A 21,857-nucleotide genomic window follows, 5' to 3' on the forward strand; every position below is an offset into this window, starting at 1 on the left:
TGCTCGGAAATGATCGAAGTGCCTGCTGTGGCCAGCGCAGCGCCGCTGCGAAAACTCTCGATGAAGGCCAACTCCGCGTCGCTGACGGTCTTGAACGCCTCGGTGCGGCGCAAGCGGCAGTCGGCGCACTGCCTGGGGCAGGCGCTGGAGCGGGTAAGGGGTGTGAAAATCACAAAAATTCCATTACTGAAACACTGTGTCTTTTGACATTGTGGGCAGCCGGGGCGGTGGCTACATTACACGCCATCCCATGAAAAATGTATCCGAATTGCACGAAGTGCTCTATGTCAGCACGCTCGCGCCAGAGGCCTCCCTTCAGGTGGTGGCCAAAATTGCCGCCAAATCCAGAATTGCCAACGGGGCAACAGGCATCACTGGTGTGCTGATTTTCGACGGCATGCGGTTTTGCCAGCAGATTGAAGGACCGCGCACGGAGGTGCTGGCCCTCATTCAGCGCATCCGGCAAGACAGCCGGCATGTCAACGTGGAAATACTGCGGCATGGCCCGCTGGAGGCGCGCCGATTCAAACGTTTCGCCCTCGGCTACGTCAGCGTGGACGATGTGGAAGTGCTGGCACACATGGAGGGCAGCGGTCCGGAGCAGGCCCTGACCCAGTTCCTCGCCTTGTTGCCGAATCTGGATATGGGTGGGTGAAGCTGCCCGCGCTGGGGATCAGGCTTGCAGCGCAGCCCACATTTCCTTGTCACGCTCGGCCGTCCAGATGCGCGGCGAGCCCTTTTTCGACCTGCGAGGGGCCCCGCTTGCGGGGATAGCAGCGAAGAAGGGGGAGGTGAAATCCGCGCTGCTCGCGTTTTAAGGTCAGGCTTGCAGCGCGGCCCACATCTCCTGGTCACGCTCGGCTGTCAAGATGTGCGGCGAGCCCTTTTTCGACCTGCGAGGGGCCCCGCTTGCGGGGATCGAAGCGAAAAAGGGGGAGGTGAAATCCGCGCAGTTCGTGCTGTGCGGTCAGGCTTGCAGCGCGGCCCACATCTCCTGGTCACGCTCGGCCGTCCAGATGCGCGGATTCTTGATCCCGCTGGCCTCGTCATAAGCCCGGCTGACGTCAAAGGGCAGGCAGTGTTCGTAAATGAAGACCTGGCCAAAGACCGGGTCCATGCTTTTGCGTGTGTGCGCCATGGCGGTCTTGAGGTCCATTTTTGCCGCTGCCGCCTCTTTGCCGCAGCGGTACAGGGTCTCGACCCACTGTTTCGTGTAGTCGATGGCCTTGTTCACTTCGGCAGCCCCTTTCATGGCCTCGCCGCGGCCAGGCACGATGGCCTCGGCCTTGAGTGCGCGCAGCGCTTCCAGGGTGGCTGGCCACTCTTCGAGCTGGGCATCACCGGTGTACACGCCGGCCTGGTACTCGACCAGGTCGCCTGAAAACAGCACTTTTTCTTCTTCCACCCAGGCGATGGTGTCGCCCCGGGTATGGCCGGGGCCCGGGTGCCAGATCTGGACCTTCACGCCACCGAGATCAAGCACCAGTTTGCCCGGGACTTCTCCTTTGACAGGGTTGCCACCGGCAATCACCATGGTCGGCCAGGTCAGGCCGGGCACACTTTCAGCATTGCGAAACAGGCGCGGAAAACGCTCCATCTCGCTTTGCATGTCTTCAGCGCCGCGCTCCACGATCAACTCGTAAGTGCCCTGGCTGGCAATGACCTCCGTCGCGCCTTCGGACAGGTAGGCGCTGGCTCCCAGCACCCGCACCGCGTGGTAGTGCGTCAACAAGACGTACTTGATGGGTTTGTTGCTGACGGCGCGTATGCGTGTGATCAGATCCTGCGCCATCGCCGGAGTGGCGGTCGCGTCGCTGACCATGATGAACTGGTCGCCGATGATCACGCCGGAGTTCGGGTCACCCTCGGCGGTGTAGGCCCAGCAATGGGCGCTGAGCTGCTCGAAGGTGATTTTTTTGTCCGTGAGGTCGGACTGCGAGGCAAAGGCTTTTGACATGGGGTGAGGTCTCCGTGGGGTGCGGCCAACAGGCCGGCGTGTCGCGGAATTCTACTATACGTAACTTATTACGAATAGTAAAACGTCGTAAATCCCTGTCCGCCCTCTCAGGCCAGGCCGCGCTCCAGCATGGCCACCACCTCGTCGGCGTAGTCGCGGTAACTCATGGGCCCGTCGGGCCGCATCCAGGTGAAGGTCCAGTTGATCATGCCAAACAGCATCATGGTCACAGCCGTCTGGTTAGCCGCTGTGATGCGTTGCGGGTAGGCGCGCTTGAGGAAACGTGTCATGGCCGACACCACGTCCCGTTGCCGGTCCAGAATCAACTCGCGCTGCACGTCGCCCAGAAACTTGGTGTCGCCCAGCAGCGCGCTGTGGCGGGTGGCTGAGGTTTCATACTGGTCCAGGAAGTTGCGGATCAGCTCGTGCAGGGCGGCCCGGTCATCCAGATTCTTGCGCTGGGCGCTGGCATCGGTCTGGCCAATGATGGCCAGCAAATGCTGGGTGTACCGGTCCAGCAGGTCAAACAGGATGGCTTCCTTGCTGCCGTAGTAGTGGTAAAGCCTGGCCTTGGAGGTGCCACACGCCGCAGCGATATCGTTCACGCTCGCAGCCACATAGCTGCGCTGGGCAAAACACTGGGCGGCCACATCCAGAATGGCTTCGCGCTGGAGCTCGTGGGTGGCAGATTTGGGGCGGGCCATGCGCTATTGTGAAGCACCGCAGCAGCTAGACTCAGGCCCATGGCGGCCGACCTCTCCTTTGCCAGCTACTGCTGTGAATTGCTCGGCAGCGTCGGCCCCTGCACGGCGCGCCGCATGTTTGGCGGGTTTGGCATCAGCACCGGCGGGCTGAACATCGCCCTGGTGGCCAACCTGGGCGGGGGCGATACGCTGTGGCTCAAGGCGGACGAAGAAACCCGCGGCCTGTTCGAGGCCGCGAGCTGTGCGCCTTTCGTCTATGAGGCCAAAGGCAAGGCCATGAAGCTGAACTATTACAGCGCGCCCGCAGACGCGATGGAGTCGCCTCAGCTCATGACGCAGTGGGCCCGGCAAGCGCTGGACTGTGCACTGAAAGCACGTGCAGCCAAGGCACCACGGGCGCGACCGGCCATTAAATCAGTAACGAAGCGGGGAAGAACGGCCAGCAAGGCCGCACCGACTGCGCCAACCAGCCCAGCCACCAGGCGCGCCGATGCCGTGCCCGCCAGCCCAAAGGCCAGCCGCAAGTCACGCAGCGGCTGAGCCACGCCACCACGCCATTGCGGGCCAAGCGCCAGTACCGGCGACTGCCTGCTGCTGATGGCCATCCCGGCTGCGGCCGGCAGCGGATCCCAGCTGAAATACGCGGCCGATGGGGCCGGGGCGTTCCAGGACTCCATCACCAGCATCTGCCCCGGCAGGAGATTCAGTGTGTCGCCTGCACCGAGGAAGTAGTCACCGCCACGCACGGCATCATCTCCCTGCGCATTGTCGAAAGTGACCCACACACGTCCGTGCGCAATGCGCAACACGCCGGGCTGACTGGGCCGCAAAGTCAGTGCACGACTGTCGCCGAGCTTCCAGCAGCCCGACACCTTTTCCGTGCCGGCGAATGGTTGCAGCTCTGGGTGGTGAAGGTGGTTCATGCTGTTCTCCTGAAGACATAAGTCGTTGATGGGCATGAATGATCGCGCCGGGGGCCTTGGCAGTCCAATGAAATCGGGTTACGCTATTCATTCCATAATCGCATCAATCAACCCATTGACCGCCATGCTGCATTCCCAAACCCATTTGCGCTCCCGGCCCATCTCTGCAGGCCAGTTGCGCGCCTTTGACGCGGTCGCGCGCCACCTCAACTTTCGCGCTGCCTCTGAAGAACTGGCCCTGACGCAGTCGGCGGTCAGTCGGCAAATCCAGGCGCTGGAAGAAGAGGTTGGCCTGAGCCTGTTTCACCGCCATACCCGCTCTGTCGAGCTGACCGGCGCCGGCGGTGTGTTGCTGCGCGCGGTGACGCCTTCGCTGGAGCGTATTGATGGCGCAGTCCGGCAGATACGCCAGACTGCCGGGCGCAGAAGTGTTTCGCTCACCACCTTCGCTTCCTTCGCTTCCATGTGGCTGATCCCGAGGCTGGAGGCTTTCCAGCGCGACAACCCCGACATGGACATACGCATTGATGCGTCAGACGTCTCGATTGAGCTGGAGACCTCGGACCTGGATCTGGCGCTGCGTTATGGCCCCGCCGCCCGCATGCCTGCCAATGCGGTGCGCCTGTTTGGCGAGCAGATGACACCGGTCGTCAGCCCCTGGCTGCTCAAAAGCAGCCCACGCCTGAAAAAGGCGGAAGACCTGGCGCACTTTGCGCTGATCGAGGCGGGTGACTCCCATTCCACGCACATGGAGTGGCTGACCTGGCGGCGCTGGCTGGAGGTTCACGGCACACCCAAGCTCGAAGGCAAGCGCTGGCTGTACTTCAACTACGCCTACCAGATGGTGCAGGCCGCGTTGACCGGCCAGGGCGTGGTACTGGCCCGTCTGCCGCTGATCGCCGAAAGCCTGGCCTCGGGCGACCTGATCGAGCCCCTGCCACATACCCGGCTGGACTCGCCGATGGCCTATTGGCTGGTGGTGGGAACACGCAGCGCGGCGCGGCCCGAGGTCAAGGCGTTTTGCGACTGGCTGCTGGTGCAGAGCGCTCTGACGCGTAAAGCGATTGGGGATGTGCCGGATCCGGATACGGTGGATGATATTGATTGAGCGGCTGAAGTAGCCGCGACGAGCGTTCGGGCTGAGCTTGTCGAAGCCTGTGCGAGCTTGTGCTTGTGTTGGTCCTTCCAACAAGCCGGGTCTCGCCCCGGCGGGCGAGGCACTTTGTCTTTGCTTCGCCAAAGAAAAGTACCCAAAAGAAAGGCGACCCGACAGTCTGGGTCCCTTCGCTTCGCTACGGGCAACCTGTGGTGCTCGGTCAAAGCGGGGTCTCGCTCGAACTCGGCTTCGCCTCAGACAATCGCGAGCCCTGATCCGCTTTGCCCTGCGCTCCTCGGCCCAGCCTAACGGGTTGGGGTAAGAAAAACGGGACCGTCATGTTTGCACGCAATCGCAGCACACGCGGCAAAATGAAGCCCCCCTCCATCGCCCAGCGGGGCGAGGGAGGGGTTGGGGGAGGGAGTGGGGAGTTAACGCCTACTGCCCAAGGCAAACCAGAGGCGCAGCGTGATGCAACAACAACTCAAACTCACACCGGCCAAACCACCCCTTTGTCATTCAAAATCGCATCCAGCGCTACATCGTGCGTCTCCGGCTCCAGATCTGGCAGCCAGCCGTGGCTGTAGCCCAGTCCCACGGTGAAGGGTTTCGGTTGCAGCGTGGCCAGCGTGCGGTCGTAAAAACCGCCGCCGTAACCCAGCCGGAAGCCGCCCGGCCCGTAACCCACGCACGGTACAAACAGCAGCGTCGGCACAATCACCTCGGTGTCCTTGGGCTTGGGAATGCCGTAGGCGTCTTCTTCCATCGGGCAGCCCGGGTACCAGGCGTGAAAGGTCAGGGTTTTGTGGACCTTGTTGACCACCGGCAGCCCGATCTTGCGCGGTGACCGGTTTGCTATGTTTTCAGTAGCTGCTTCCGCCCGCCCCTCCTGGGCCTGGCCCTTGTTACCTTCGGATTCCTGGCTCAAAATCGCGTCTTCCTGCCAGCGGTACAGGGCCGGCAGCGGGTCAAACTCGCCCTTGATCGGCCAGTAAGCGCCTATGACCGCGTCCTCCCGGCCCACCAGCCAGATACGCATGACACGCTGTAACAGGTCGGCGCGCTGCAGGCGGTCCGGCAGGTTCAGACGTTGTTGAATCAAGGCTTTGCGCGCTGTTAATTTGTCCATAATGTCCCGATGCTATCCAAATTTTTTGTCACAGCCCTGATTTCGTGCCTCAGCTCTGCACTCCTTCTCACACCCGGCTTCGCGCAAACCAGCGGTTCGCGCGGCGACGACGCATTGCTGGAGATGAACCAGGCCTTCAAACGCGGTGACAAGAACCGGCTGACGCAATTGCTGCCGCAAGCGCGCGGCCATGCGCTCGAACCCTGGGCCGCGTACTGGGAGATCAAGACCCGGCTCGGCGAAGCCAGCGCCGCAGAGGTGCAGGATTTCATGGCGCGTTACGCCGGCAGCTACCAGGAAGACCGGCTGCGCAACGACTGGCTGCTGCTGCTGGGCCAGCGCCGTGACTGGGCGGCCTTTGCTGCCGAATACCCCAACTACCGCATGGGCGACGACAGGGACGTGCGCTGTTATGCGCTGCTGGTAGAGCACCTGAAAAACCCGGCTGCTGACACGCGGCTCGCGGATGAAGTACGCAAAAACTGGTTGGCGCAGCGCGAAGCGGCAGATGGCTGCACCTCGGCGGCATCGCGGCTGGTGGGCAACAAAAGCCTGTCCACACATGACGTGTGGACCAAGGCCAGGATGGCGACTGAAGCCAACCGGCCGCGCGCTGCGCGCGAGGCGGTAGAGATCATCGCGCCGGAAGCCCTGGGCCTGCTGGCAGAACTGAATGCCAGCCCGGTGAAGTTTTTGAGCAGCAAGATGGTGGCCATCCGCGATGTGCGTCGCGAGATCATTGTGCTGGCGCTGGTGAAACTCGCCAGTACCGACGCCGACGGCGCCGCGCGTTTTGTAGAAAACAAGTGGGGCATGCAGCTGACCGGCGAAGAGCGTAACTGGGTCTGGGGCGCCATCGGCAAACAAGCCGCCAGCCGCTTGAGCAATGAGGCGCCGGGCTACTTTGCCAAGGTCAGCAAGGACAGCGACCTCAGCGACGAGATGCTGGGCTGGAAAGTGCGCGCTGCCCTGCGCGCTGGCAGCACGCCGCGCTGGCCCGTGGTGCTGGGCGCCATCAACGCCATGAGCGACGACGCCCGTAAAGACCCGACCTGGGTCTACTGGAAGGCCCGCGCGCTGCTGAGCAACGCGCCGGCTGCTGCGGCCAGCGCCCCGGTATCGCCGCAACGCGCTGAGGCCCTGGCGCTGTTGCAGTCAATTGCCTCGGTGCGCGGTTTTTATGAGCAGCTGGCTCTGGAAGAGCTGGGCCAAAAAATCAACGCGCCGCCCAAACCAGCCGCACCGTCGCCCGAAGAAAAAGAAGCTGCGCGCCTGAATCCCGGCCTGAACCGGGCGGCCTATGCGATTGCAATTGGCCTGCGGCCCGAAGGCGTGCGCGAATGGAACTACAGCACCAACCTGCACCAGCGCGGCGGCATGAACGAGCGTGAACTGCTGGCCGCTGCCCAGTTTGCCTGCGACCGGTCCATCTGGGACCGCTGCATCAACACCAGCGAAAAAACGCCGACCGTGATGGATTTCGACCAGCGGTTTCCCACGCCCTTCCGCGAGGCTGTGTTGCAGCGCAGCCGTGACATCGGGCTGGACCCGGCCTATGTGTATGGCCTGATCCGCCAGGAGTCCCGATTCATCATGGACGCGCGCTCTGGCGTGGGCGCGTCTGGCCTGATGCAGGTCATGCCCGCCACCGCTCGCGAGACCGCGCGCCACATCGGGCTGACGGGTTTTACAGCCAACCAGATCAACGACCGCGACACCAACATCACCATCGGCACGGCTTATCTCAAGCGGGCGCTGGACGACTTTGGCGGCTCCATGCCGCTGGCGGCAGCCGCCTACAACGCGGGTCCGGGACGACCGCGCAGCTGGCGCAACGGCCCGGTGCTGGAAGCGGCGATCTGGGCCGAAAACGTGCCATTCAACGAGACGCGCGATTACGTGAAAAAAGTGTTATCCAACACCACCAACTACGCGGCCATGCTCACTGGCCAGCCGCAGTCGCTGAAGGCGCGCCTCGGTACCGTGGGCCCGCGTGATGCGTCGGCGCCGGCGTCCGATGAAAAGATGCCCTGACGGGGAGGCAGGCAGCGTGGAGGTTTCTCAGGCCTTGACGCGCTGGGACAAAAACTCGCCTTCGTACTCTTTGGCCAGAGACAACTTTTCAGCCTCGGTCAGAACCTTGCCAGCCAGCTGGAAAATTCCCTGCTCTTCGTCCTCAAGATGGTGGTAAACCTTGTGATGCAGTTCTTTGGCAACCGCAATCCAGGCCGGTGAGCTGTATTCGGTTTTCTCCAGCTTTTCCACCAGTTCGTCCATCTCATGGTGCTCGGCAATGCCGTGCCGCGAGGGCTCTTGGGTCATGTCGTGCGCAATCAGCGGCACGTAAAAGAAACGCTCTTCGGCCGCAGCATGGGCAGCCAGCTCCGCTTTCAGTTCCTTGAAGAGCAGTTCGCGCTCTCTGCTGTCGCCTGAGGTCTTGATCAGGTTATCTGCCAGGCTGCGCTGGGTGACGTGGCTGGTGCGAAGGGCTTCAAAAATGTTCATCGCCTGATTATCCAAAGGCACGCGCGAGAACGTTGTAGGTCGGCAAGCCAGTTTTGGCGGCGCCCGAGGCCTACACAGCGGGGTTGTTTGGGCCTCTGTCAGGCATCCGCCTTCATGACAGGGTCTAATAACACCCATGAAAAAAATACTGGTGCTGGGCGGTACAGGCTTTGTCGGCCGCCATGTCTGCGAGAAGTTGACCCAACTCCAATGGCGCGTAACGGTACCCACGCGGCAGGTCGCCAGCGCGCGGGGTATCCAGATGTTGCCTTCGCTGGACGTTTTTGAGACCAACGTACACGACGAGGCGGCATTGACCCAGCTGGTTGCTGGTCACGACGCTGTGGTCAACCTGATTGCCATCCTGCATGGCCATCCGCAGGCTTTTGACAAAGCGCATGTCGAGTTGCCGAAAAAGCTTGCCCGCGCCTGTGCTGCTACCGGTGTCAGCCGCGTGATACATGTCAGTGCCCTGGGCGCCGATGCACGCAACCCGGATGTCGCGCCGTCCATGTACCTGCGCAGCAAGGGCCACGGCGAAGTGGCCTTGCACCAGGCGCCGCTGGCGCTGACCATATTTCGGCCGAGTGTGATTTTTGGCGCCGAAGACAAATTTCTCAATGTATTTGCCAGTCTGCAAAAGATGTTCCCGGTGATCCCGCTGGCCGGCAGCCATGCCTTGTTCCAGCCCGTGTGGGTGGAAGACGTGGCCAGGGCCATCGCGCACTGCCTGCAGGACGCGCATACCCATGCCAGCAGCGGCCAGACTTTCGAGGCCTGCGGCCCGGATGTCTTCACCTTGCGGCAACTGGTGGAGCTGGCCGGGCAACTCAGTGGTGTCAACGAGGGCCGCGGCAGGCCGGTTTTCCCCTTGCCCGCGGCGCTGGGCCGACTGCAAGCCAGGTTGATGGAACTGGCACCCGGCGAGCCGCTGATGAGCCGCGACAACATGGACTCGATGCGCCTGCCCAACATCGCCAGTGGCAACCTGCCGGGTTTGTCGGCCCTGGGCATTACCCCATCCGCGCTGGCCGGCATTGCAGCTGGTTATCTGGGCCCGGTCAGCGGCGGTTGGGGCTTGCGCAGCAACCTGACGGCCAGACGCAAGACGGCGGGGCGCTCTTAACGCCAGGCCGGGGGCATCAATTGGCCGTCTTTTTTGCATCAATGCGCGGTCTGCCACGCGGTAGCATGAGTGGCTCTGACAACTTTCCGCCACGGACGCTTCCATGCTCACACTCTTCATCGGCAACAAAAATTACTCCTCCTGGTCGATGCGCCCCTGGGTATTGCTCACGCAGGCGGGTATTGCGTTTGAGGAAGTCCTGGTGCGTTTCGGCACCGACCCGTTCTCGCCCAACTCCAGTTTCAAGCAGGCCGTTCTTGCGGTGAATCCGGTAGGCCGGGTGCCGGTGCTGGCGGACGACGGCCTGGCGGTCTGGGACACGCTGGCCATCGCGGAATATTTAGCCGAGAAATTTCCCGACAAACGGCTTTGGCCAGAGGATGTGAAGTCCCGCGCCCGCGCCCGCAGTGTCTGCGCCGAGATGCACTCGGGCTTTGGCGCGCTGCGCAGCGCCTGTCCGATGAACATCGAAGCGTCCCTGTCCCAGACCGGTGCCATCATCTGGCGTGACCAGGCGGCCGTGCGAAGTGACATGCAGCGCATCGTGGCGATGTGGACCGAACTGCTGGAGCAGCACAGGGGCCCCATGCTTTTTGGCAGCTTCTGCATCGCCGACGCCTATTTCGCGCCGGTCTGCATGCGCATCAAAACCTACGGCCTGCCGGTGCCTGACACTATCGCCGCCTACGTCGGGCGCGTCTGCGATCTGCCGGGCGTGAAGGCCTGGATCGAGGGCGGCCTGGCCGAGAAAGACTTTGTTGATGCCGACGAACCTTATCGTTCGGCGAGATGAGCTCTTGATCCCCAGGCCCCAGAAAGTGAAAGCCCATGGTCACCATTTACCTGCGCTACGTTCTCGACACCAGCAAGCTCAAGGAGTTTGAGCACTACGGCAAGCTCTGGATCGCGCTGGTGCAAAAGTTTGGCGGCAAGCACCACGGTTATTTCATGCCCAGTGAAGGTGCCAACAACATCGCGCTGGCGCTGTTTACCTTTGACAGTCTGGCCGCGTATGAAATTTACCGACAGAGCTCATTTGAAGACGCGGACTGCAAGGCGGCTTTCAAATACGCTGCCGACACACGCTGTTTTATCAGTTACGAGCGAAGTTTTTTTCGGCCGGTTTTCTCTTGACGAGCGCCCCTGTCAGTCGTTTCCTCGCCTCTCCAACCGCCGCTCGCCCCCCGTCCTGATGCTGAATCGCAGTTGAACCCGCCTTATTGATCTGCCGGATTTAGCACACCGTCCCAGAGCTAGGTGCCTCCTTTGTGCCTCGGGGTCTCTGTGGCGAGCGGTGCGCCGGGGGTAAAACCATTTGCAGCGCCGGTCAGGCTGGTGTACAAGGAAATTCCGGACCACTATTCGGTCTAAATCCTGAGCAATGATGACCACCACAGACCCTGCGCAGCCGGCTGATTCCTGGCAAGTCCGCGATGGACAAAGCCCCCCCGCCGCTGTTACAGGGAGCGAGCACGCTGACTACGGCGAGCTCTCCCTGAGCCTGCTGTTGGACAATCTGCCCGGCATGGCCTATCGCTGCCAGAACGACCGAAACTGGACCATGCAATTTGTGAGTTCCGGCGCGCTGGTGCTGACCGGCTATCCCCCGGATGTATTGACCGGCGCGCAGGGCGTTCATTACGGCGAACTGATCCACCCCGACGACCGGGATGCGGTGTATGCGGGTGTGCAGGCTGCGATCGGCGAGCGTTCGGCCTTTCGCCTGACTTACCGGATTGCCGCAGCCGACGGCACTGTCAAATGGGTGTGGGAGCAGGGCGGCCCGGTGTATTCGGCGGCGGGTGAGTTGCTGGGGCTGGAGGGTTTTGTCACCGACATCACCGAACGCAAACAGGCCGAGCAGGCCCTCCAGGACAGTGAACAGCGTTTTCGCAGCAGTGCCGAGCAGTTGGCTCGGCAAAGCGAGACGCTGACAACCATCAACGAATCGCTGGCCGCCTATTTGGATCGAGCCGACTGGAAAGCCGCCTTCAGCCGACTGCTGCGTGGCGCGTTGACCCAGACGCAGAGCGAATACGGCTTCATCGGTGTGGTGGTGGAGAGCCGGAAACTGCGCGTGCTGGCCCTGGAGGGGATTGTCTGGGACAAGGTCGTCAACCGGGAGTTTTACGAGCGGGCCATGGCGAACTACCAGGAAGACGGCTACCTGGTGTTTGAAAGTTTCGACAACCTCTTCGGCAGGGCGATCACCACCGGGCAAGTGCTTATCGCCAACCAGCCGGATCGGCATCCTCATGCTGCGGGCCGGCCTCATGGCCACCCTCCCATGCACAACTTCATGGGCGTGCCGATCTATGCGGGGCAGGAGGTCTGCGGCGTCGTGGCACTGGCCAACCGAACCGGTGGCTACACCGACGAGGAGCAGTGGTGTATCGAGACGCTGGTGAAATATGCGGGGGGCATTTGCGTGGCTTATCTGCAACGCGAGCGGGCCCAGCTGTTGGCACTTGAGCAGCAGCAGACGTATCAGGCGCTACAGGACAGTGAAGCCCGTTTTCAGGAGATGGCAACCAACATCGACGAAGTGGTTTACAGCTTTAATCCCAAAACAACCCGTTTTGACTACGCCAGCCCCGCCTATGAAACCATCTGGGGCCGCAGTTGTGAAAGCCTGTATGCAGACACCAGGATACTCCGTGATTCGGTGCATCCCGATGATCGGCAAAAAATCACGGACGCCTATGTCCGCCAGCGGGCTGGAAAACCGACCGTGATCGAGTTTCGCATCCGGCGACCTGACGGGCAGGAGCGCTGGATTGCAGACCGGGCTTATCCGGTGCTGGACGTCGCCGGGGCCGTGACGCGAGTGGTTGGCACCGCCCAGGACATTACGGCACGCAAGTTGTCTGAACAGGCCCTGGCCGACAGCGAGAAACGCTATGCTGCACTCTTTGAAGCGGGTCCGACGCCCATGTGGGTGTTCGACGAAGAAACACGCGCCCTTCTGGCCGTCAATTTGGCCGCCACCGAGGAATACGGTTATTCCAGGGATGAATTTCTGGCCATGACGCTTTACGAACTGCGCCCGCCTCAATACCGTGCGATGCTGGATTGGCAACTGGGGCTCGGGCCCGTAGACCCGACAAGCGCCTCGCGCACACCGGTCCTGCACAGGCGCAAGGATGGCAGTGAGTTCTGGGCGCATCCGATTTCGCGTTATGTCGTGTATGCCGGCCGCAAGGCACGGTTTGTGGTGGTCAGCGACGTTTCCGCCCAAGTCAATGCAGAAAGGGAACTGCAGGACCATCTGTTTACGCTGCAACGGTCGGCGGATGCGGTGCAGGCCATCACCGCGCACCAAACCCTGGAGGCCACCATGCAGGAAGTAGCCGACCAGGCCAGGGGCGTGATTGGCACGCACCAGGCCGTCGTCAGCCTGACGGTTGGCGGCAACTGGGCGCAAGCCGTCACCGCCTTGTCACTGTCTGACAAATATGCGGCGTATCGCGGCTACGCCGTGCCGGCTGACGGCTCGGGAATTTATGCGCTGGTTTGCGAAACCAACCGGCCGGTCAGGCTTACGCAGCAGGAACTGGAGGCGCACCCGCGATGGCGTGGCTTCGGGGCTGAACAACCTGCGCATCCTGCGATGCGCGGCTGGCTGGCCGTCCCCCTGACGGGACGTGATGGCCAGAACATGGGTTTGCTGCAGTTGTCGGACAAGTACGAGGGTGACTTCACCCTGCGCGACGAATACGTCGCCGTCGAACTCGCGCAGCTGGCATCGATAGCGATGGAAAACGCCGGTCTGTTTGAGCAGGTCAGGCAACTCAATGCCAGCCTGGAACACAAGGTGGCCGAGCGCACTGTTGCACTGACGCGCCAGGAAGCACTGTTCCGCGCGCTGGCCGAGCAGGCACCCGAGGTGATCTGGACCGTCGACACCACCGGCCAGCTGATCTACATCAACCGCCGCTGGTACGAGTTGATGGGCGGAACGGCAGACGACTGGCTGGGCGCACGCTGGTTCGACGCGGTTCACCCCGACGACCAGGCCGAGGTCGCAGCCAACTGGAAACGATCGTCCAAAAAGGGCGACATGTACACGGGGATCCGGCGACTACTTGCCCAGGACGGCACGTATCACACCATGTCTTACCGTGCGTCGCCGGTTCTCGACGAGCAGGCGCAGATTTTGTTCTGGGTCGGCATTGATACGGACATCACCGAAATCAAGGCGACGGAACTGGCCCTGCGCCGGTCCAACCAGGAACTTGAGACTTTCTCCTACTCTGTGTCGCACGACTTGCGTTCCCCATTGAACACCGTGGCCGGTTTCAGCAGCCTGCTGGCGCGTCACCTGCAGGACAGCGCTGACGCGAAGGTGCAGCACTATGTGAGCCGCATCCAGACGGGTGTGGGACAGATGGGTCAGCTGATCGAAGGCCTGCTGGCGCTGGCGCAGGTCTCGCGGGTGGCGTTGCGGCGCGATGTGGTGGATCTCAGTGAGCTGGCGCGGGACATCCTGGGGCATTGTCGGGCGCGCGATCCGGCCCGCGAAGTACAGATTGACATTGAGGATGGCCTGCTGGCGCATGGGGACGCCCGTCTGCTTCGTGCGGTTATGGAAAACCTGCTGGGCAACGCCTGGAAGTTTTCATCGCAACAGTCCCGTGCTGTGATTGCCGTGGGCCAGAGCGAGGACGGAAGAGCCTTTTACGTGCGGGACAACGGAGCGGGCTTCGACATGGCTTACGCTGAAAAGCTGTTTGGCACTTTTCAGCGCTTGCATGGGGTGGCCGAGTTCCCGGGAACCGGCATAGGGCTGGCAACCGTGAGCCGCATCATCCTGCGCCATGACGGGACCATCTGGGCGGACGCCAGTCCCGGGGAGGGCGCGACCTTCTTTTTCACCTTGCCGCGGCCCGCCGGCAGCAACTCGGCATTTGGCGTACTGAGCTGAGGACGGAGTCGCCCGGAGCGGGCGGGGCCCCTGCCCCTACACTTGAGTCATGGACATCTACGTGGTCGGTGGTGCAGTGCGCGATGCCTTGCTGGGCCTGGCGGTGGCAGACCGCGACTGGGTGGTGGTGGGCAGTACCCCCGAAGAAATGGTGGCCCTGGGCTACCTGCCGGTAGGGCGTGACTTTCCGGTCTTTTTGCATCCGGATACGCGGGAGGAATATGCGCTGGCCCGCACCGAGCGCAACACCGCGCGCGGCTACAGGGGCTTTGCAATCCATGCGGCGCCGGATGTCACGCTGGAAGAAGACCTGACGCGGCGTGATCTCACTATCAATTCAATAGCTGTTCGCGCCTATCCAGAAAGGACTGGGGGCCAATTTGGCCTTGATCTTTCAACGCTGATTGACCCGTGTGGCGGGCTGGCCGACATTCAGCGCAAGGTGCTGCGCCACGTCACCAATGCCTTTCGCGAAGACCCGGTGCGCATTTTGCGGCTGGCGCGTTTTGCCGCGCGTTTTGCGGACTTCACGGTGGCGCCGGAAACCATGGCGCTGATGGGTGAGATGGTCGAAGACGGCGAGGCCGACGCCCTGGTGGCTGAACGGGTCTGGCAGGAGCTGGCGCGCGGCCTGATGGAAGACACGCCGTCGCGCATGTTCGATGTGCTGCGCGCCTGCGGTGCCCTGAAAAAACTGCTGCCCGAAGTGGATCGGCTGTGGGGCGTGCCGCAACGCGCCGAGTACCACCCTGAAGTCGATACCGGCATACACCTGATGATGGTGCTGGACATGTCGGCCCGCCTGAACGCCAGCCTCGCCGTGCGTTTTGCCTGCCTGGGCCATGACCTCGGCAAGGGCACGACACCGGCTGAAGTGCTGCCCCGCCACATCGGTCACGAAGAACGCAGTGCGCGCCTGCTCAAAGGGGTGTGCGAGCGGCTGCGTGTGCCCACCGACTGCCGTGAACTGGCCGAAGTCGTGGCGCGCGAACACGGCAACATCCACCGCAGTGCGGAGTTTGGTGCTGCCGCGCTGGTGCGCTTGCTGGAGCGCTGCGATGCGTTTCGCAAGCCGCAGCGCTTCAGCGACGTGCTGCTGGCATGCGAGTGCGACGCGCGTGGCCGGCTCGGGCTCGAAGATTCGGCCTATCCGCAGCGCGAGCGCCTGAAGGGTGTGCTGCAGGCGGCGCAGGCGGTCGCCACCGAGCCCGTGGCCCAAGCCGCGCAGGCGGCCGGCCTGTCGGGCGTCAAAATCGGCGAAATGATCCACAGCGCCCGTGTGCGCGCGGTCCAGCAGGCGCTGGAGAGCGACGCGGGCTGAAGCTGGCCGCCGAAAGACGGTGATGGCCTACACGTCGCTGGCAAGGATTCTGCTAAGGTAGCTTTCAATGCAAATGTCCCACGAAACGTTTCCCCGCATCAGCTCCCGCACCGCGCTTTTTCTCGACTTCGACGGGACGCTGGTGGAAATCGCGTCCCAGCCAGAAGCGGTCGTCATTCCGGCCACACTGACCAGCACGCTGGCCGCACTGTACGGTCAGCTCGACGGGGCACTGGCCCTGGTTTCTGGCCGCCGGCTGCTTGATCTGGACGGTTTTCTTGCTCCGCTGCAACTGCCTGCGGCCGTTGAACACGGCGCACAGCGCCGCAATACGCAGGGCTTGATGATCAGCGCGCCAGCCACCGATTTGCGCCATGTGCTTGCGGCTGCTCAGGGGCTGGCGCTGCAACACCCCGCCCTCAAGCTTGAGCACAAAAACCTGGCGTTGAGCCTGCACTACCGCCATGCGCCCGAACTTGAAACGCTGTGCCTGCAGGTGATGCAGGCGGCCGTGGCAGAAAGCAGCGGCCTGCAACTGATGCAGGGCAAATGTGTGATTGATCTCAAGCCGACCGGCGTCAGCAAGGGCACAGCGATTGCAGCTTTCATGGCAGAGGCGCCGTTTGCCGGACGCGTTCCGGTGTTTGCCGGGGACGACGTGACCGATGAAGACGGCTTTGAGGAAGTGCAGCGCATGGGCGGATATGCCGTCAAGGTCGGAGCAGGGCCCACAACAGCGCGTTATCGCTGTGCTGGTGTGGCAGAGTTGGCCGCATGGCTGCAGTCGGCATTGGCCCATTCCCCGGTTTCACACGCTGAAAGTCTGCCCTCATGAGTGTTTCGCGTCTTTCCCCCGGACCTGGCACCTCGGCCTCTTTTGCTTGCCCGGCGCCGCCTTCGTTGTCGCTGGGGGTGATTGGCAACTGCGCCTTCAGCGCGCTGGTTGATGCACGCGCGCGCATCGTCTGGTGCTGTTTGCCGCGTTTCGACGGCGACCCGGTCTTCAATGCCCTGTTGGACCCCAGCGAAAACGGCAGCGCCTTTGCCATCGAGATCGAGAACTTTTCGCACAGCAAGCAATGGTACGAACACAACACCGCGGTGCTGCGCACCCAGTTGTTCGACACCAGCGGCCAGGCGGTCGAGATCACCGACTTCGCGCCGCGCTTTTACCGGCGCTCGCGCTTTTTCCGGCCGATGACGCTGGTGCGGCGTGTGCGCCCCATCCAGGGCGCACCGCGCATCCGTGTTTCGCTCGACATCCGCTACAACTGGGGTCGCACCCAACCGGTTGTAACGCAGGGCAGCAACCATCTGCGTTATGTCGGTGATGCACTGACCCTGCGGCTGAACACCGACGCGCCGATTGCCCATTTGCTGTCGCGCCAGCCCTTTGTGCTGACGCGCGAGCACAACTTCCTGCTGGGCGCCGACGAGTCGCTGGCCGACGGCATTGCCGACACCGCGCGCCTGTTCGAGGAAGAAACCCTGAGCTACTGGCGCAAGTGGAGCCAGCGCCTGCACCTGCCACTGGAGTGGCAGGATGCGGTGATACGCGCGGCCATCACGCTCAAACTCTCGCTGTTTGAAGACACCGGCGCCATCGTGGCCGCCATGACCACCAGCATCCCCGAGGCGCCGAACAGCGGGCGCACCTGGGATTACCGCTTCTGCTGGCTGCGCGATGCCTTTTTTGTGGTGCGCGCGCTCAACAGTCTGTCAGAAGTCGGCACCATGGAGGACTACTTGCGCTGGCTCAGCAATGTCGTGGTGCAGGCCGGCGGCGGCCACATCCAGCCTTTGTACGGCATCGGGCTGGAGCGCGAATTGCCCGAAGCGACGTACGAACATCTGAGCGGCTACCGGGGGATGGGACCTGTGCGTGTCGGCAACCAGGCGCAAGAGCACTTTCAGCACGATGTCTACGGCAACGTGGTGCTCGGTGCGGCCCAGTCTTTTCATGACCAGCGCCTGTTGCACCGCGCGGGCGAGACTGAATTTCTGCGCCTGGAAGCGGTGGGCGAACAGGCGGTGCGCCACTACGACAAACCCGATGCCGGCATGTGGGAGTTGCGCACGCGTGCGCGGGTGCACACGTCTTCGGCGCTGATGTGCTGGGCCGCCTGCGATCGCCTCGGCAAGATAGCGGTGACGCTCAAGCAACCGGACCGCGCCATCTACTGGCACGGCCATGCCAACATCATGCGCGAACGCATCCTGCGCGAATCCTGGAGCGAGGAGCGCCAGGCCTTTGCCGAGAGTTTTGGTGGTCGAGACCTCGACGCCAGCGTGTTGCTGATGATCGAGGTTGGTTTCATCGACCCGAAAGACCCGCGGTTTGTGGCGACGGTGGACGCGCTGGAGAAGTATCTGTGCGACGGCCCCTACATGCGGCGTTACGAGGCGCCAGACGATTTTGGCAAACCCGAAACCGCCTTCAACATCTGCACCTTCTGGCGCATCGACGCACTGGCACGTATAGGCCGCAAAGAACAGGCGCGCGAGATTTTTGAAACCATGCTGGCGGCGCGCAACCATCTGGGCCTGCTGTCGGAGGACACCCACCCGGTGACCGGTGAAATGTGGGGTAACTTTCCGCAGACGTACTCGATGGTCGGCATCATCAATGCGGCGGTGCGTTTGTCCGCACCATGGGATTCCCAGGTATGAGCCGGCTCGTTGTTGTCTCCAACCGTGTTGCCGATCCGCGCAAAACTGCAGCGGGTGGTCTGGCGGTGGCTCTGGGCGACGCCCTGTCGGTCAACGGCGGGCTCTGGTTTGGCTGGAGCGGCACGATTGTCGAGGGCGGAACGCCCGGTGAGGGCGAGATGCACACCCAGCAGGCAGGCAACGTCACACTGAGCACAGTGGACCTGTGCAGAGACGACCACGACAGTTATTACCTGGGCTATAGCAACGGCGTGCTCTGGCCGGTGTTTCACTACCGGCTCGACCTGGCGGACTTTGACACCGGTTTTATCGGGGGATACCGTCGCGTCAATCAGATGATGGCCAGAAAGCTGATGCCGCAGCTGCTGCCGGACGACATCATCTGGGTGCACGACTACCACCTGATCCCGCTGGCTGCCGAACTGCGCGCCATGGGCTGCAGGAACCGCATTGGCTTTTTTCTGCATATTCCGCTGCCGCCGCCGCTGATCCTGGCGGCGATTCCACAACACGAGTGGCTGATTCGATCACTTTTTGCCTACGACCTGGTGGGCTTTCAGAGCCAGGCCGACGTGGATCACTTTTCACGTTACGTGGGGCAGGAGGCGGGTGCGGAAGCCCTGGACCAGCACCAGTTCCGCGCTTTTGGACGGACGGTACAGGCGCAGGCTTTTCCAATTGGCATTGATGTCGATGAGTTTGCGTCACTGACCCACGGCAAGGATGCGCGTGACATGTTCGACAGCATGAAGGGCGAATATTCGCGGCGCCGTCTGCTGCTTGGCGTGGAGCGGCTCGACTACTCGAAGGGTCTGCCGCAACGGCTGCGCGCGTTTCGCCATTTGCTGCAGCAATACCCTGAAAACCTCAACAGCGCCACCCTGATACAGATCGCCTCGCCCAGCCGTGAGGCGCTGGACACCTACTCGGGTCTGCGTCAGGAACTGGAGAGCCTGTGCGGCTCCATCAACGGCGACTATGGCGAGCTGGACTGGATGCCCGTGCGTTACATCCACCGCAACGTGGCGCGCAAACGCCTGCCAGGCCTCTACCGCGCGGCCAGCGTGGCGCTGGTCACACCGCTGCGCGACGGCATGAACCTGGTGGCCAAAGAGTTTATTGCCGCCCAGGATCCGGCCGACCCCGGGGTGCTGGTGCTGTCGCGGTTTGCCGGCGCGGCCGAGCAGCTCAAGGAGGCCCTACTGGTTAACCCTTACGATACCCACGGCACCGCAGAAACCATCCAGCTGGCGCTACAGATGGCGCTGCCAGATCGCCAGAAACGGCACCAGAAACTGCTGGAGCGCATACGCACCGAAGACGTGCACTGGTGGCGCAAGAAATTTCTCAAGGCGCTGTCGGGCACCACGCCAGACTAGTCGTCTGGGCTCCTGGGGCCCCAAACCCCGAAGTCGGCAGAAAATTCCGAAGTATGCAACCATGCAGCAACTCTGGACTGACATGGCCAATCGCAACTATTTGAACCGGCCGCTGGCGGACGGCATCCGCACGGTGGGATTTCGCAAGTGGTACGAGCGCGAGCTGCTGTCCAGCCACGCCCACATGTTGCTGGCTTTGCTGTGCACCATTGCGCTGATGGCCCTGCTCGAACTGTTTCAGGGCGGCACACTGGCCGAAAAGCTGGTGGATGTTGGCATGTTTTTCATCAGCGGTGCGGTTGGCTTGTGGGCGCTGCGCCGTTACCTGTATCTGCTGATGCACGCTGAAGCAGTGGCCGACCAGGCCAATTGCCCCGGTTGCACTGAATACGGCCGGCTGAACGTGGTTGAAGAAGACCGCCGCAATGGGCAACTGCGGGTGCGATGCCGTAAATGCAGCCACGAATGGACGCTGTTTCCTTAGGTTTTCAGCCTCTCAGGCCACCAGCGCCAGAGCGGCATAGTCACCCACCCGGTCACCCAGCCCGGCAGGCCGCAGTGCAAAGCCGTCGGTCAGCGCGGGTAACTTGCCGCTGATGTGTTCTTGCAGGCGCGGCAGCAGGTAGTCCCGGTGGTGCCAGAAGACGCTGCCACCCAGGCTGATGCGCTGTAAATCCAGCGTTACCACCAGGTTGTACAAAGCCCGGCCCAAAATCCGGCATGCATCATCAACAATGGCTTGGGCCCTCGATTCGCCTGCGCGGGCCGCTGTCAAAATGCTGGCTGTGTCGGGGTAGCCCAGGCTTGAAAAGCGCCGTGGCAGGGCATTGCCGGCCACCAGTGCTTCCACGTCGCCGATATTGCCGCAGCCACACAAGGCGTCGGAGTTGTCACTGACAAACATATGGCCGGCATGGCCGGCGTTGCCGTTTTTTCCACGCAGCGGGCGACCGTCCACACACAGGCCCACACCAATGCCGGTGCTCCAGGTCACATAGGCGCAATGGTCCATGCCCTGCAAGGCGCCCCAGCGGCGCTCGGCCTGCAAGGCCGCGATGCCATCGTTTTCTATCCGGACATCGGCAAACACATCGCGCAGCGGCGCTTCCAGCAGGGCGCTGGTCCAGTTGTTCGGCAAACCGCGCGCCGCGCCCGCCAGGCCGCCGCAGATATTGGGTGCAGCCAGCTCCACCAGGCCCTTGCTCATCACAAACGGGCCGCAGGACGCAATGCCCACGGCGGCGATTCGCTCCCGTTTGATCTGCGCCTGAGCGCAGCTTTCGTCCAGCATGCGGATGACCTGCCGGGAAAGGGCATCAGACTCCCCGGTTTTGACGGTCGGCTCGACAATGCGGCCCCGGATGCCGTGCGCATCGACCAGGCTCACCGCCACCTTGGTCCCGCCAATGTCCACGCAGGCGATGGGCGCAGCACCCGGCGGCAGGCAGATATTGGGCGCGGCGTTGACAGGGGCGTTGTCGGTCATGCGGTGTTCAAATCAGTTTGCTGATCAGGCTGGCTACCAGGCTCAGCACAATGGTGGTGGTCAGCGGGATAAACCACTCGCGGCCAAACAGCTTGAAGCGAAAGTCCCCCGGCATTTTGCCAAAGCCCAGTTTTTGCAGCAGCGGCGTGAACCAGCTGATCAGGATCAGCGCGAGGAAAATCACCAGCATCCAGCGAATCATGTTTCTAGTTTAGGGCTTGACGGGCGGGGAAGTTGCGGATGTCGGCATCACGGATCGCTGTGATATGCCTGCAAGCCGGGTCTCGCCCCGGCGGGCGAGGCACTTTTCTTTGCGTCGCCAAAGAAAAGTACCCAAAAGAAAGGCGACCCGATGGTCTGGGTCCCTTCGCTTCGATACGGGCAACCTGCGGTGCTCGCCGAAAACGGGGTCGAGCTCGAACTCGCTGCGCTCAGACAATCGCTCGCCCTGATCTGTTTTCAGCTGCGCTCCTCGGCCTAGCCCGACGGGTGGGGGAACAAATGCGGATTCGGATGCGGGGAGACCTGACGCGCGCAGCGCGTCAGGTCGGACCACGGGACCGTCATGTTTGCACGCGCTTGCAGCACACGCGGCCAAATGAAGTCCCCCTCCATCGCCCAGCGGGGCGAGGGAGGG

The 21,857-nt window shown here is 62.5% G+C and carries 19 protein-coding genes and 1 pseudogene; 13 read left to right on the forward strand and 7 right to left on the reverse strand.

What is annotated here, in order from left to right; genetic code table 11:
• The first annotated feature begins 250 nt into the window (after positions 1-250).
• A complete protein-coding gene (locus Q8L50_RS16675) occupies positions 251-655 on the forward strand; it encodes a BLUF domain-containing protein (RefSeq protein ID WP_305349760.1) in 405 nt (134 codons plus the stop codon).
• A gap of 312 nt (positions 656-967) precedes the next feature.
• On the opposite strand, the gene Q8L50_RS16680 is transcribed toward Q8L50_RS16675, so the two are convergent.
• On the reverse strand, positions 968-1,957 hold the full coding sequence (locus Q8L50_RS16680) for an MBL fold metallo-hydrolase (protein ID WP_305349761.1): 990 nt from the start codon (positions 1,955-1,957) through the stop codon (positions 968-970).
• A gap of 107 nt (positions 1,958-2,064) precedes the next feature.
• Positions 2,065-2,661, reverse strand: a complete 597-nt coding sequence (locus Q8L50_RS16685) for a TetR/AcrR family transcriptional regulator (protein WP_305349762.1) — start codon at positions 2,659-2,661, stop codon at positions 2,065-2,067.
• 114 nt (positions 2,662-2,775) lie between these two features.
• On the opposite strand from Q8L50_RS16685, the pseudogene Q8L50_RS16690 reads away from it, so the two are divergent.
• Positions 2,776-2,967 (forward strand): annotated as a pseudogene (locus Q8L50_RS16690) (TfoX/Sxy family protein); the annotation flags it as partial.
• 17 nt (positions 2,968-2,984) lie between these two features.
• Here the strand turns inward: Q8L50_RS16690 and Q8L50_RS16695 are convergent.
• Positions 2,985-3,584: a DUF2917 domain-containing protein gene (locus tag Q8L50_RS16695; protein WP_305349763.1), complete on the reverse strand. Its 600-nt coding sequence runs from the start codon at positions 3,582-3,584 to the stop codon at positions 2,985-2,987.
• Positions 3,585-3,708: 124 nt separating this feature from the next.
• Between Q8L50_RS16695 and Q8L50_RS16700 the strand changes: the two genes are divergently transcribed.
• Positions 3,709-4,692 carry a LysR substrate-binding domain-containing protein gene (locus tag Q8L50_RS16700; protein WP_305349764.1) on the forward strand — a complete coding sequence of 328 codons (984 nt, stop codon included), beginning with the start codon at positions 3,709-3,711 and terminating at the stop codon, positions 4,690-4,692.
• A 478-nt stretch (positions 4,693-5,170) separates the two neighbouring features.
• Here the strand turns inward: Q8L50_RS16700 and Q8L50_RS16705 are convergent, their stop codons facing one another.
• Positions 5,171-5,809, reverse strand: a complete 639-nt coding sequence (locus tag Q8L50_RS16705) for a 5-formyltetrahydrofolate cyclo-ligase (protein WP_305349765.1) — start codon at positions 5,807-5,809, stop codon at positions 5,171-5,173.
• Positions 5,810-5,818: 9 nt separating this feature from the next.
• On the opposite strand from Q8L50_RS16705, the gene Q8L50_RS16710 reads away from it, so the two are divergent.
• Positions 5,819-7,843, forward strand: coding sequence for a lytic transglycosylase domain-containing protein (locus Q8L50_RS16710; RefSeq protein WP_305349766.1), 2,025 nt, complete (start codon positions 5,819-5,821; stop codon positions 7,841-7,843).
• A gap of 27 nt (positions 7,844-7,870) precedes the next feature.
• Here Q8L50_RS16710 and Q8L50_RS16715 read toward each other — a convergent pair whose 3' ends face one another.
• Positions 7,871-8,314: a hemerythrin domain-containing protein gene (locus tag Q8L50_RS16715; protein ID WP_305349767.1), complete on the reverse strand. Its 444-nt coding sequence runs from the start codon at positions 8,312-8,314 to the stop codon at positions 7,871-7,873.
• A 136-nt stretch (positions 8,315-8,450) separates the two neighbouring features.
• Here Q8L50_RS16715 and Q8L50_RS16720 point away from each other — a divergent pair, with 136 nt between their 5' ends.
• The 9 genes from Q8L50_RS16720 (at position 8,451) to Q8L50_RS16760 (ending at position 20,218) form a co-directional block, all read left to right on the forward strand.
• On the forward strand, positions 8,451-9,440 hold the full coding sequence (locus Q8L50_RS16720) for a complex I NDUFA9 subunit family protein (RefSeq protein WP_305349768.1): 990 nt from the start codon (positions 8,451-8,453) through the stop codon (positions 9,438-9,440).
• Positions 9,441-9,543: 103 nt separating this feature from the next.
• Positions 9,544-10,233, forward strand: coding sequence for a glutathione S-transferase family protein (locus Q8L50_RS16725; protein WP_305349769.1), 690 nt, complete (start codon positions 9,544-9,546; stop codon positions 10,231-10,233).
• Positions 10,234-10,268: 35 nt separating this feature from the next.
• Positions 10,269-10,574: an NIPSNAP family protein gene (locus tag Q8L50_RS16730; RefSeq protein WP_305349770.1), complete on the forward strand. Its 306-nt coding sequence runs from the start codon at positions 10,269-10,271 to the stop codon at positions 10,572-10,574.
• 247 nt (positions 10,575-10,821) lie between these two features.
• On the forward strand, positions 10,822-14,364 hold the full coding sequence (locus Q8L50_RS16735) for a PAS domain S-box protein (protein ID WP_305349771.1): 3,543 nt from the start codon (positions 10,822-10,824) through the stop codon (positions 14,362-14,364).
• 49 nt (positions 14,365-14,413) lie between these two features.
• Entirely contained in the window at positions 14,414-15,685 is a 1,272-nt protein-coding gene (locus tag Q8L50_RS16740) for a multifunctional CCA addition/repair protein (RefSeq protein ID WP_305349772.1), read from the forward strand.
• Positions 15,686-15,752: 67 nt separating this feature from the next.
• The gene (gene otsB, locus Q8L50_RS16745) at positions 15,753-16,520 is read left to right on the forward strand and encodes a trehalose-phosphatase (protein WP_370869824.1); all 768 of its coding nucleotides are present in this window, start codon (positions 15,753-15,755) and stop codon (positions 16,518-16,520) included.
• Positions 16,517-18,355: a glycoside hydrolase family 15 protein gene (locus Q8L50_RS16750; protein ID WP_305349774.1), complete on the forward strand. Its 1,839-nt coding sequence runs from the start codon at positions 16,517-16,519 to the stop codon at positions 18,353-18,355. The genes otsB and Q8L50_RS16750 overlap by 4 nt, the downstream gene beginning before the upstream one ends.
• Entirely contained in the window at positions 18,352-19,734 is a 1,383-nt protein-coding gene (locus tag Q8L50_RS16755; RefSeq protein ID WP_305349775.1) for a trehalose-6-phosphate synthase, read from the forward strand. Before Q8L50_RS16750 ends, Q8L50_RS16755 begins: the two co-directional genes overlap by 4 nt.
• 61 nt (positions 19,735-19,795) lie before the next feature.
• Positions 19,796-20,218 (forward strand): hypothetical protein, encoded by a 423-nt coding sequence (locus Q8L50_RS16760; protein ID WP_305349776.1) that lies wholly within the window; start codon positions 19,796-19,798, stop codon positions 20,216-20,218.
• 12 nt (positions 20,219-20,230) lie between these two features.
• On the opposite strand, the gene Q8L50_RS16765 is transcribed toward Q8L50_RS16760, so the two are convergent.
• Complete coding sequence (locus Q8L50_RS16765) at positions 20,231-21,220, reverse strand: ROK family protein (protein WP_305349777.1); 990 nt, start codon at positions 21,218-21,220, stop codon at positions 20,231-20,233.
• 7 nt (positions 21,221-21,227) lie between these two features.
• Positions 21,228-21,422 carry a DUF2905 domain-containing protein gene (locus Q8L50_RS16770; RefSeq protein WP_305349778.1) on the reverse strand — a complete coding sequence of 65 codons (195 nt, stop codon included), beginning with the start codon at positions 21,420-21,422 and terminating at the stop codon, positions 21,228-21,230.
• Between the last annotated feature and the right edge of the window lie 435 nt (positions 21,423-21,857).

Source organism: Polaromonas sp., assembly GCF_030680935.1.
Classification (GTDB): domain Bacteria; phylum Pseudomonadota; class Gammaproteobacteria; order Burkholderiales; family Burkholderiaceae_C; genus Polaromonas.